Source organism: Candidatus Didemnitutus sp., assembly GCA_019634575.1.
GTDB lineage: Bacteria > Verrucomicrobiota > Verrucomicrobiia > Opitutales > Opitutaceae > Didemnitutus.
Genome location: JAHCAY010000003.1, coordinates 332,590 through 344,555, shown reverse-complemented (window position 1 = coordinate 344,555; position 11,966 = coordinate 332,590). Strand labels below are relative to the sequence as shown.

The window sequence follows — 11,966 nt, the reverse complement described above, 5'->3', positions numbered from 1 at the left end:
CTTGCCGTCGATGACTTCGGACGGGTTGTAGTAACGGAAGGCGAGCGGGTGAGCGCGTTGGTAGCCTTCGTATTCGATTTTCCCGATCGTCGGGAAATGTAAGCGCGATTTCATGAAGAGTCAGCGAGCGGGCCGGTAGGTGTCGACGATCAGGCGCACCTGGCGCACGTCGGCGGCACCGCGAAACTCGAGGTCGCTCTCGCCCTGGAGACCGTGTTGCCAGGCGGGGTTGCCGTGGAACACACGCACGCGCGCCGCTTGCCAGTCGCCCGCTTGCAGAAAATTGAGGTCGGCAATGACGCCAAACTCGCCGACAGCGGAGCGTGCGCGGTTCGTGTCGGTGAAAATCTGCAAGCGGCCACGACCGGTCGGTCGATACTCGAACTCCAGCGTCCCCTCGTAGTAATGTGCGCGCAGCTGGCGAGCCGCGGCTTCATCCATGCGCCAAAAGCGGCGCGACTTCCCATCAGCGGCGGCTGGCGTTGCGGGAGAGAGCCCCCCGGTTTCCGTCGTCAGAGCCATTCGTTCGGGCGGTGGCAGCTGCGCCTCGAGCGACGCGATCTTTGCTTCCAACGCTAAAATCTCCGCGCGGGCCGCAGTGCCATTGAGACGCGCCAACGCTTGGGCGACTGCGTCCAATCGCGCGCCCGACGCCGCGTCGATGTCCACGCCGATCGCGCGCAGTCTCTGCGTGCGTTTCCGCAGCTCGAACAATTGGCGCGGCAGTTCCGTCAGTGCCGGGTTGAATTCGCGTCCCTTGAAGCGGCCAGCCGCGGCCGCCGTGAGTTTCAGGAACAAGCCGCCATCCTCCATCGACGGCTCGATCTGGCTGCCCTCGGTCCAGTCGTTCCACGTGGGCAGATACATCCACTCGACGGATCTCGCGGTCAGGTTGAATCTCCACATCGCCTGATAGATTTCGCCGCGGCCGCGCGGCAGGAACGAGAAGTCGCTTCCCCAACCGGCGCAGGTGCGATTGTCGAAGCCCGGCGTCGCGCAGCTGACCCGCGGACCGTTGCCGGGAACCGCGTCGATCGCGCGCAGATAGTTGAGCGCATCGGCGAGCGTGCCGTAGCGGTCGAAGGGAGCGGGGAGGGCGTCCAATGCGTCGGTGCGGGCGCGCGTCGGCACCCAGCCGAAGAAGCCGTCGACGCCGGCGAGGAAGCCGTCTTCAGGCGAATACCACGGCGACTTTTCCCAGACGGGCGCGAGCGCAGCGGCGGGACCTGCGGACACTCCCGCGAGGAGTGGACGCACGAGGACATAAGGATCATTCGTCGTGCGACCAGGCTCGGCGGGGCGGAGCGAGTGGAATTCCTCGGGCGTCAGGCCGCCGCCGAAGAGGAGCAGCACGGGCCGGTCGCGGTAGCGCGGCGTCGTCGGCGAGGCGAAAACGACGTCGCGCAGAAAATCGTAGTTGCGCCGGAACTCGGCGGCGAGTTGCGCGCGTTCCTTGATCGCGGGCTGCAGCGCGGGGAGCTGCGTGAAGAGCCATCGATCGCACAGAGTGATGCCGATCTCGAAATCGTAGCGCGCGGCCACCGCGGTCAGTGCCTGCCGGATCGCTTCGCTGGAGTGCTCTTGAAAGCCCCACTCGACGAAGAAGCCGTCGATCCCCGCCGTCTTGGCCGACAGCACCTGATATTCGAGATAGTCGGGATCGAGCTCGGATTGCATCCCGACGAGCGGGTAGAACGTCGCCGCCAACTCGTGTCGTCCGTCGGCGTCGATCAGGTCGGGGTTACTGTTGACCGCGGGATTCGGCAGCTTGCTGGTGCGGGCGACACCGGCATATTTCCACACGCCGACGGCGCCGTCGTGTGCGCGGGTGTAGCGTGGGCTGTGATAGTCGGCGTAGACTTTCCGCGTGTTCACTCGCGGCGCGGCCAGTCCGCCGGGAGGATTTGCGGGAAGCGTTGTGCTCGCCGGGCACAGACTCGCGAGCACGAGCGAGAGCAGGAGCGAAGAACGGAGGATCAGGCGCGGCATGGCTCTTCAAGGATGAGGGTGACGAGGGGATCGAGGCTGCGGAGTTGGACCGACGCGACGTCGATTCCGCTTATCGTGACGCGATGCGTGTCGCCCGCGCGACGATAGCCCAGTTCGCAGTGCCCGCCGGTCGATTTTGGGAACGAGAAATTGCGCTCACCGTCGTGCGCGAGCGGTGCGATCACGATTTCGAGAGGTGAATATTCCTGTTCGCCGACATAGTTCATCACCGGCCCGAGCGGCAGGATCGCGCCCGCGCGCAGGAACAGGGGAAGGCGTTGCAGTGGTTCACGCACTTCGATCCAGCGACCGGTGACAGCTGCGTCGATACGCTGCCCGTCCCACCAGGAATACCATACGTCCGGCGGCAGGTAGGCGCGGCGCGCTTCATCGACGGTTGTGAGGGGAATCACGAGCAACGAGTTGCCGCAGAGAAATTCGTCCGAGATGCCCCACGTGTTGGGATCGTGCTGGTATTCGACCATCAGCGGGCGCGCGAACGGCAGCGATTTGCGCTGGCAGATTTCCGCCGTGCCGAGCAGGTAGGGCAGCAGACGATAGCGGAGCTGGAGAAATTCGCGACAGATGCCCACCGTATCAGGACGGAAGCGGTGGAGCTCGCGGCGGCCGAACCCGTGAATCCGGCAATGCGAGAGGAAGATGCTCCATTGCAGCCAGCGGATCAGCAGCTCGTCGCTGGTTTCGCCCATGAAGCCGCCGATGTCCTGACTCCAGAACGGGAAGCCGCTCAACCCGAGGCTCAGCCCGCCCTCGAGTTGCGGGATCATGTTGGCCGGGTTGGGGCTGCTGTCGCCGCCCCAATGCACGGGGAAGCGCTGTCCGCCGGCGCAAGCGGAGCGCGCCCAAACCAGCGGCGCGCCGGTCTCCTCGGCGGTCACGGCGGCGGCGGCGGCGTTGTAGAGCAGCGGATAGAGATTGTGCGCACGGTGGCCGGGCGTGCCGTCCGCGTAGACGCCGTCGACCGGGGCGCTTTCGCCGAAATCGGTTTTCAACACGGCGACTCCGAGGCGGAAGAGTTTTCTCAGGTAATCCTGCCAGGCCCTGACCGCTCGCGGGTTGGTGAAATCGATCACACCGACGATCCCGCGGAAGCCGTCGACGAAAGTGATTTCGCAGTCGAATATCTCCCCATTCGCGTTGCGGACGAATCCATCCACCGCCGCCAGATCGGCGAAGAGCCGCGAACCCTCCGGAATGTAGGGCAACTGCCAGAGAGAGACGCGGACGCCCAGCCGGCGCAGCTCTGCGATCCAACGTGCCGGATCGGGAAACCGCTGTGCGTCGAACTCGAGATCGCAGAACCAGTTTCGGCTGAACCAGTGCGTGTCGAGATGGATCACATCGCACGGCAGCTCGGCCGCGCGCATCTCGCGCACGATGCCGAGGATTTCGTCGGCGGAGCTGTAGCTGATTTTGCTCTGCCAAAAGCCGAAACTCCACGCCGGTGGCACTGGCCCGCACCCGGTGAGTTGCGTGTAGAGCGGTAGGATTTCCTTCAGGCTGCCGGCGAAGACGTAGTAATCGAGGAAGTCGTCGTCGACCCCCACTTGGAGATCGCAGGCGCTGAGTGAACCCACCCACGCGGTGAGGCGCGCGGTGTGATTCAGGAACACGCCATAGCCGAGTGACGAGGTGAAGAAGCCGACGTTCTTGTAGGCGCGGTCGGTGGTGACGCCCTTGGTGTCGGACATGTCCACGTCGAGCGTCTGACCGACTTTGTTCAAACGGATGAAACGTTCGCCAAAGCCGTAGATCGCCTCGTGCGGTCGCAGATCGAAGCACTCGGTCGAGATCGGGCGACCGTCGTCGACCCGATGCGAAATGCCGAGACCGTAGGCATCCCATTGATTAAAGTAGTTTTTCTCCTCGCCGCCGCCGGCGCAGATGACGCGTCCCTCAAGCGAGCGCCACTCCCAGCGCCAGCGCTCGAGATTGAGGTGCAACGCGCCCGCGGGCGTGCGAGCGGTCACCGCGGCCGACGTAACTTCCCACTCGCAGCGGGTCGGGCCGCGGAATTCGTCGACGGTCAAACCCGACGCAGCTGGCGTCGTGGAGCGCTCGTCTTGGTAGCGAATCCGGAAAACGCGGTCGTCGAGGATGTCGACGGCTATCCGGCCCGCGGGTGCCGCGCCCTCGAGCGCCAGCCCGCGCGCGGCGAACATCGCTTGGTCGGCTGACGAGAGCGGACGAAACGCACTCGTCTTCTGAAACGCCGCAAACTGCGCCGTGTTGCTGGTGTGCGACAAGAGCTCCGCGCGGACGATCGTGGAACGCACGACGTCGCGCGTCCGCAACGCCTGCGTGGGCAGCGGCACGCCGATGGATTTGCCGGTTCCAGCCATGGTGGTTCAGCGAGCCTCCGGGGGCGCTTGCCGCTCCCGCAGGAGCGCCTCCACGCGATACAGCCCGAGCAGTGAGATGAAAAACACCGCGCTGAGCAGCAGCATGACGTAGCGATAGGGGCCGATCTCCAGCGTGCCGAACAGGGGCAGCACCATGACGTGCGTCGTGCCCTTGAGCGTGTCGAACAGCCATCCGCAGAACGGACTCACCACCACGGCAATGACGAGCGCCTGAAAGACGACATTCGCCGAGAAGAACTGGCCCAGTTTCAGAGCGGGAAAGACCTCTTGTCCGAGCATGAACTGGCAGAGCATGATGGCCCAGTAGAGGACGCCCGTCACGAGCGAGAAAACGAGGAACGTGGCGTTGTCGCGGATGAGGAAAAAGGACAGCAGATAGGCCACGCTCTGAATCCACAGCGCCCACCGCATCACGCGGAACACCTTCCATCGATCGACGAGCATTCCGACCGGATAGGCGACGATCACCCACAGGAGCGACGACCACGAGAGCGCTTTGCCCGCGTCCTCCACCGTCATCTTGAGTTCTTGCAGGGCGAAGAAGATGCGGAAGGTCGCGACCATGATCGACGCATACACCATCAGTCGGCAGACGTAGGTCCACCAATGCAGCGAGTCCGAGAAGCACTCGCGAAAATACGCAAGCACGGTGCCAATCGCACGGCTGGTCAACGGGCGACGGTCGCCATCGGCGGCGCGCTTTACCGGAGGGTAGTCCGGCTCTTTCACGAACCGGCACAGCGCAATGAACGCGACGAGGTTCAGCACGGCCATGCCGAGGAACATCTCGCGGGGGAGTCGAACTCCGACGCCGAGCAGCCAGTAGTTCAGAACGAACGTGCCCAACGCTCCCACCATGCGGAACAGCGCCATGAACCGTCCCATGTGGCTTTCGGGGACGACGTCGCGAAATAGGTAGAAGAAAATCGAGGCCGTGCCGCTGTAGAAGAGGTAGAAACCGAAAACAAAAAGCCCATACATCAGGACCGCGGGCGGAACCGCCAGATGGCGGAGAACAACCGGCCCCCAGCTCTGCTGTTGCACCCACGCCGCGACGTCCGGCGCATACGGCGTGGCGGCGAGTAGGAGCGAAGCCAGCGGAGTGACGACGAAGAGATACGGAATCCGCCGTCCCCAGCGCGTCCGCGTTCGGTCGGAACTCGTGCTGTAGAGCGGGTTCAGCACCAGTTGCGTCACTTGCACCAGCGTCCCGAGAATCCACGCGACGTGATGATCGGACGCTCCCGCGTTCTTGAGGAGGATCGGCAAGACGCTTGGCTCGATCTGGCTCACGATCATGAACGCCAAGTCGGCCAGCAGCAGCCAGCAGAACAGTCCGATCAACTGCCGCCGGTCGTAAGTGAGATTACCCGCACGCCATTCAGGCGAACGCGGCGGCGTAAGCGACGCGGTCGGACCGGCGGCGGATCTCGATGCGGCAGTCATGGCTGCCGTGCTCCCCGTTCGAGCTGGCGCTGAGTGGCAAGCGGCGTGGCGCGTGGCACGATCTCGGTCGACGAACGCAGCTGTCGCGGGTGGGGGAGAGAAAAACGCATGGGGGATGCTGACTTGGTCAGAGCGTGCACATTTCCCGCGGCCGTGGGTAGCCGGCGTGTCTTGTCATCGTTCAAAAATAACTCATTTAGGGCCGCAGCCGGCCGGGACCAGGCGTGGTGTGTCCGGCGACCCAACGGCCGGGAATCAGGTGCTGGCTCGGATTGGGCACGAGGCCGACGATGTTGTGGTGCAGTTGAGAAACCACGGCGTCGATCGCTCGAGCGCCCACTTCGGCTGACGCCTGATAGATCCCGCTCTCCGCTCCGTCGGCGCTGCGCACGTGCAGGTTGACGAGTCCAATCTTCGGACCCACGAGGTGCGCCAGCGATTCGCCGATCTCGTGGTTACCGTAGATCAACACGTCCGGCTTTTGCCGCGCCAGCCAACCGGGCAGGGCGCGAGTGATGCCTGCCGCGGTGTCGGGCATCAGCGGTTGCAGCCGCTCGCGCGTGGGATAGCCGGCCTGGCTAAGCAGATAGCCCGCGAGCCAGCGATTGCCCAGCCGCTCGCTGACCGCGCGGCTCACGATCAGGCCGATCCGGCGGTAACCGAGCACGCGGCACTCTCGCATGGCCAGCACGATGGACTGGAAGTGATCGTTGGAAACCCGTTCCACCGGCGGCCAGCCAAAGCTGAAGCCCAATCCGACGCTCGAGAAGTCGGTGAAATCGAAGTCGGCCGGACCGCAGCCGTCGGGCACCGGCGCCACGATGATCGCGTGAATGCCGCGTGCCAGCAGGATGGATTTCAAGCGCCGTGGGCTCATGCCTGGCGTTACGCTGAACTCCTCGAGCGAATAGCCGATCTCCGCCGCTCGCGCCGCAGCGCCCTCGAACATCTGCTGGTGACTGAGGAAATTCCGCCACGTCGCGTTCGGCGCGGTGACCGTGAGAAACGCGATCGTGGTGTGTTTCGGCCGCGTGGCGTTCGAGCGCCGGAAGGAAAGCAGCGCCGCGTGCAGCGGATCGCGCGCGTAGCCGAGCTGCGTGATCGCCGCCGAAACCCGCGCGGCCAACGCCGGCGAGCCGCGCGCGGGATGCCGGAGCACCAGCGAGACCTTGGCGCGCGATACCCCCGCGCGCGCCGCGATCTCCGCCATCGTGACCTGTTGCCGCCGCCGACGATGCCGGAGCGACCCCATCAGTTCGCTGATGAGCGGGTTCACATGATAGCCCAGCTTCTCCGCACTGGCGCGCACGCTTGCGCGCGTTTCCTCCGCGATCAAGGGACTCCCGCGCAAGGCCAGCGACGCGGTGGCGAGTGATACTCCGGCCGCGCGGGCCACGGCCCTCAGATTGCAGGATGATGCTTTCAAAATTGAACGATGCTACACGCGCGACCTTTGGCAGCGCTCGCAGTCCGGTCAAACCTGAACGCCGCTTCAGCCCCACCTCTCCCGACGCATGCTCTACCCGATCGATACCGAAACGCGCGAAGTCCGCGAATTGAGCGGCATCTGGGACTTTCGTCTCGATCCGGAGGACCGCGGAGTAGCCGACCAGTGGCAAACGGCCGCGTGGCCGGAGCGCCGCAGCATGTCGGTGCCGGCGAGCTACAACGACCTCACCACCGACCGCGCCGTGCACGACCACGTAGGTCCGGTCTGGTATCGGCGGGAGTTTTTCTGTCCGGAAAGCTGGCGAACCAAGAGCGTGCGCGTGCGTATCGGCGCCGCAGCCCACCGCGCGACTGTCTGGATCAACGGCCGGGAAATGGCGCGGCATCACGGCGGTTTCCTGCCGTTCGAATTTGATGCCGGCTCCGTGGTGCATTTCGGCAACGAGGGCGCGAACTCCATCGTCGCCCGCGTGGACAACGTCTTGGATTGGACGACGCTCCCGCCCGGCGAGGTCGCGCAATCGCCCGCGGGCGGCAAGCGCCAGGACTATTTCCACGATTTCTACAACTACGCCGGCCTCTGCCGCCCGGTCCGCCTCATCGCGCAGCCGGTCGGCGGCATCGAAGGGATTCACGCCAGTGTCAGCCGCGTCGGCGACGACGCGTGGCTGCGGGTGCGCGTCGTCACGCGCGCGGCTCGTTGCGAGCTGCGACTCACTTTGACCGGAACGCCCGTTGTCGCCGGCGAAGGTGTCGATGCGGAACTCGCCGTCGCGAAACCTCTCTGGTGGTCGCCCGAATCGCCGACGCTCTATGATTTGGAGGTTCGCGTGTTCGATGCCGCTGGTGAACGGCTTGACGTCTATCGCTTGCCGCTCGGATTGCGCACCGTGCGGGTCGACGGCGACCGCTTCCTGCTCAACGAGCAACCGTTCTATTTCCGCGGCTTCGGTCGGCACGAGGATTCCGACCTTCGCGGCAAGGGGGCTGACGATGCCGTCAACGTGCGCGACGTCTCGCTCCTGAAATGGATCGGCGCCAACTCCGTGCGCAGCGCGCATTATCCCTACTCGGAAGAGTTCCTGCGGCTCGCGGATCGCGAGGGAGTTGCCGTGATCGGAGAGTGTCCGGCCGTGGGCCTCTATCGTTTCGACGAACAGGAGAATCCCACGACGCCGATCTTCACCGCGGAGAAGGCCGGTGCGGCGCTGCGCGATCACCACCGCGACACGACACGAGCCATGATCGAGCGCGACCGCAATCACGCCTGTGTGCTCATGTGGAGCCTCGCCAACGAGACGGCGACGCACGAAGCCGCGGGTTTCGAACACTTCAGCGCCGTCGTGCGGCTCGCGCGAGAGTTGGACCCGTCACGACCGATCACCGTCGTTGAGTGCAATCTCCCGCGTCACGACCGCATCGGCGCCTTGGTCGACGTGATCGCGATCAACCGCTACTACGGCTGGTATCTCGACCCGGGCGATCTGGCGTCGATCGGCCCGAAGTTCCGCGCTGAACTCGCCGAGTGGCGCGCGCGCTGGCGCAAGCCGATCCTGCTCTCCGAATACGGCGCCGACACCATCGCCGGGCTGCACAAGCTGCCGAGCGCGATGTTCTCGGAGGAGTTCCAGGTCGATTACCTGCGCGCGTTCCACGAGGTGCTCGACTCATGCCCCTTCATCGTCGGCGAGCACGTGTGGGCCTTCGCCGACTTCGCCACGAAACCCGGAATCACCCGCATCGACGGCAACCGCAAAGGCGTTTTCACGCGGCAGCGCCAGCCCAAGGCCGCCGCCTTCGCCCTGCGCGAACGCTGGCTCGCCCGCCGTTAATCCTGCCCTCGCTCCCTTTCTTCCTCTTAACCTCACCCCAGTCCCCAAAATGAAAATCCCCGCCTCGCTCCTTCTTGCTGTGATGGGTCTGAGCCTTGCATCCAGCGGATCCGCGCAAAGCACCAACAACCAAGCCGCGGCTGCGCCCGCCGACTCCGAAGTGGTTTCACTGTCGCCGTTCGTCGTGAACACGGCACGCGACAGCTCGTGGCGCGCCGCCACCACCCTGATCGGCAACCGCACCAACCAGGAACTCGCGAAGCTGCCGATGACCGTCGACGCGATCACGAGCGAGTTCATGAAGGACCTGCAGCTCGCGTCCACCGAGGATGCGGCGCGTTTTGTGTCCGGACTCACGGTGCTGCCGCGCTTCGAGTCGCGCACCGACGACAATCGCATCACCTATCGCGGCCTCAACTCCACCTCGACGAGCTCGCGCAATTTCTTCCTCTGGTATGTGCCGGTCGACACCTACAACATCGAGCGGCTCGACTTCAATAAGGGCTCGAATTCGCTGATGTTCGGCAACTCGGCCCCGGGCGGCCAGAGCACGGCGTTCACGAAACAGCCGCGCAGCTACCGTTTCGGCGAAGTCACCGCGAGCGTCGGCAGCAACGACTCGTATCGCTTCCAGGCCGACTTCAACCAGCCAATCACCAAACAACTCAGCGTCCGCGTGAACTTGGTTGAGCGGAAGGACCAGACCTACGTCGACCGCAATTTCCAGCATCTCGCCGCACAGACGATGGCGATTTCCTACACGCCGTTCGCCAACACTCGCATCCGCATCGAGGGCGAGCACGGTCGTTACGCGCGCCGCCGTGCCGATAACGCGCTCGCGATCCAGAGTGTCGCGGCGACCGGCCTTGGCCTATCCACCAACAACCGTTGGTATTACACGTCGGACGGCACCGTCATCCAGCGCACGAGTTCCTCGCCCGCCGCGATCGATCGCTCCGGCGCCGGCGGCCTGATCCTTCCGCTGCTCGACGGCATGACCCAGTCGGTGCTGCTGCCCAATGGCAGTAGCAAGGTTTTCAGCGGTCTGGGCAAAACCACCAACGTCCTCGGCGCCGGCGACTACCTTGATCGGCCCTACAATGTTTTCACCGCGACGGTGGAGCAGCAGATCGGCGATCTCGCCATCGAATACGCCTTCAACCAGCAGCGCCAGCAGCAGGAGCGCAACGACGTATCCTTCGGCACGACCAGTTCGCCGCCGGTGGTGCAGGTGGACGGAGCCGGTCGTCCCTTCATGGATCTCGATGGCAGCAACACCTACAAGATCTTCTCCAACGCCGTGCAGACGCACCGGCTGACGCTGGCCTATCCGTTCGAGCTCGGACACTGGGCCAAGGAATACCTCGTGGTCACCGGCACGCACTCGCGCGACGCGGCGCGCAATCGCCGCTTCAACCTCGTCAACGACGCCGCGTCCGGCTCGCTCGCCAACAATATCGTCCGCATCCGCGCCTATCTCGACGATCCGGCCTACGGCTCGCAGGAATACTGGGATCGCTTGCTGCCGGGTAATCTCGCGAGCACCTCCAATTTTCATGCCTCGCTCAATGAAGTTTACCTGAACACGAGTCCGCTCGTGGACATCCGCTACTCCCGCGCCGCGAACGCCACGCTCTCCGGCGAATACTTCGACGGCCGCCTCGTCTCGCTGCTCGGCGCCGGCTACGAAAAGCTCTCGCGCAAGATTCCCGTCGATTCGATCTACACCGCCGATGCCCGCGGTCTCTACGCCGCCGTGCCCGACCCCGCGGACGCGCCGGACATGTATCGCTACGATCCCAAATACGACGTCGACGCCAACACACTCGTTGCCGGCCTCACGTGGGTCGCGGTGCGCAAGCCGAACTTCGGCCTCAATCTCTACGGTGTCTACTCCGAGTCGTTCAACTGGCAGGCCGCCCAGACCTTCAACGGCCAGAACCTCGGCCCCATCACCGGCGACACGAAGGAAATCGGCATCAAGGGCGACCTCGCGAAGCAGAAGCTTTTCTACAGCCTCGCCTTCTACGAGATTCACCGCCGCAACGCCGCCTACTCGTGGACGCCTGACTTGCTCTCGAACACGCAGCTCGAGGACCTCTTCAACCCGAACGGCCTGCTCCCGAGCGATCCCGGCTACTTTACTGTCACGACCGGCCTGAACAACGAGCGCCGCACGGTGAACTCCGAGGAAAAATCGCGCGGCTTCGATCTCACGCTCCAAGGCCAGCGCACGTTCGGCCTGCAGGCTCGCGCGACGTTCTCCGCCACCAAGGTCCGCGCGACGCGCGACTTCACCGCGTTCCAAGCGTTGCTCGACGCCGCCATCGCGCGCACCAACGCCGCGAACGCCGCGGGAGGCAATCCTGCGATGGCGGAAAGCGCCACCTTCATCGCCAACGCGCAAAACATCCTGCTCTCGAACACCAACACGACCGAGGTGACCGGCTTGCGCAGCGCGCCCTACAGCGGCAGCTGGATCCTCGACTACGAACTGCCGCGCCGCCTCGGAGTGCGCCTCGGCGCGAGCGGCGTCTGGGTGCCGAACTACAACGTGACGATCCTCAACGGCGTGCCCTACCGCGCCGGCGGCTCGCACCAGGTCGACTTCTACGCGATCTACACGCGCAAGGTGAAGGGCGCGCGGCTCACCTTCAATTTCAACGTCCGGAACGCCTACGACCTCACCAACGGCAACAGCGCCCGCCGCAAGTCTGGCGCCCTGTCCACGAGTCCGGCCGGCGGTCCGAATTACCTCTACCGCTACACTGACCCGACGACGTTCACGCTCTCGACGAGCGTTCAATTCTGAGCGCGCGCACCCGCGCGCTGAATTCCGATGAAGCCGCGATCCCACCGGATTGCG

Annotated in this window: 6 protein-coding genes; 2 read left to right on the top strand and 4 right to left on the bottom strand. The window is 64.7% G+C overall.

Features of this window, described 5'->3' with window-relative positions:
- Window positions 1-120 precede the first annotated feature (120 nt).
- The 4 genes from KF715_19980 to KF715_19965 form a co-directional block, all read right to left on the bottom strand.
- Window positions 121-1,989: a hypothetical protein gene (locus tag KF715_19980; protein ID MBX3738983.1), complete on the bottom strand. Its 1,869-nt coding sequence runs from the start codon at window positions 1,987-1,989 to the stop codon at window positions 121-123.
- A complete protein-coding gene (locus KF715_19975) occupies window positions 1,977-4,352 on the bottom strand; it encodes a hypothetical protein (protein ID MBX3738982.1) in 2,376 nt (791 codons plus the stop codon). Before KF715_19975 ends, KF715_19980 begins: the two co-directional genes overlap by 13 nt.
- A gap of 6 nt (window positions 4,353-4,358) precedes the next feature.
- Window positions 4,359-5,819: an MFS transporter gene (locus tag KF715_19970; GenBank protein MBX3738981.1), complete on the bottom strand. Its 1,461-nt coding sequence runs from the start codon at window positions 5,817-5,819 to the stop codon at window positions 4,359-4,361.
- A 196-nt stretch (window positions 5,820-6,015) separates the two neighbouring features.
- Window positions 6,016-7,215 (bottom strand): LacI family DNA-binding transcriptional regulator, encoded by a 1,200-nt coding sequence (locus tag KF715_19965; protein MBX3738980.1) that lies wholly within the window; start codon window positions 7,213-7,215, stop codon window positions 6,016-6,018.
- Window positions 7,216-7,333: 118 nt separating this feature from the next.
- Between KF715_19965 and uidA the strand changes: the two genes are divergently transcribed.
- Both uidA and KF715_19955 read left to right on the top strand, forming a co-directional pair.
- Complete coding sequence (uidA, locus tag KF715_19960) at window positions 7,334-9,100, top strand: beta-glucuronidase (protein ID MBX3738979.1); 1,767 nt, start codon at window positions 7,334-7,336, stop codon at window positions 9,098-9,100.
- A gap of 49 nt (window positions 9,101-9,149) precedes the next feature.
- Window positions 9,150-11,912: a TonB-dependent receptor plug domain-containing protein gene (locus tag KF715_19955; GenBank protein ID MBX3738978.1), complete on the top strand. Its 2,763-nt coding sequence runs from the start codon at window positions 9,150-9,152 to the stop codon at window positions 11,910-11,912.
- Window positions 11,913-11,966 lie beyond the last annotated feature (54 nt).

Coding starts and splice junctions, on each gene's coding strand:
- uidA (MBX3738979.1), top strand. CDS start 7,334: ATGCTCTACCCGATCGATACCGAAACGCGCGAAGTCCGCGAATTGAGC.
- KF715_19970 (MBX3738981.1), bottom strand. CDS start 5,819: ATGACTGCCGCATCGAGATCCGCCGCCGGTCCGACCGCGTCGCTTACG.
- KF715_19955 (MBX3738978.1), top strand. CDS start 9,150: ATGAAAATCCCCGCCTCGCTCCTTCTTGCTGTGATGGGTCTGAGCCTT.
- KF715_19975 (MBX3738982.1), bottom strand. CDS start 4,352: ATGGCTGGAACCGGCAAATCCATCGGCGTGCCGCTGCCCACGCAGGCG.
- KF715_19980 (MBX3738983.1), bottom strand. CDS start 1,989: ATGCCGCGCCTGATCCTCCGTTCTTCGCTCCTGCTCTCGCTCGTGCTC.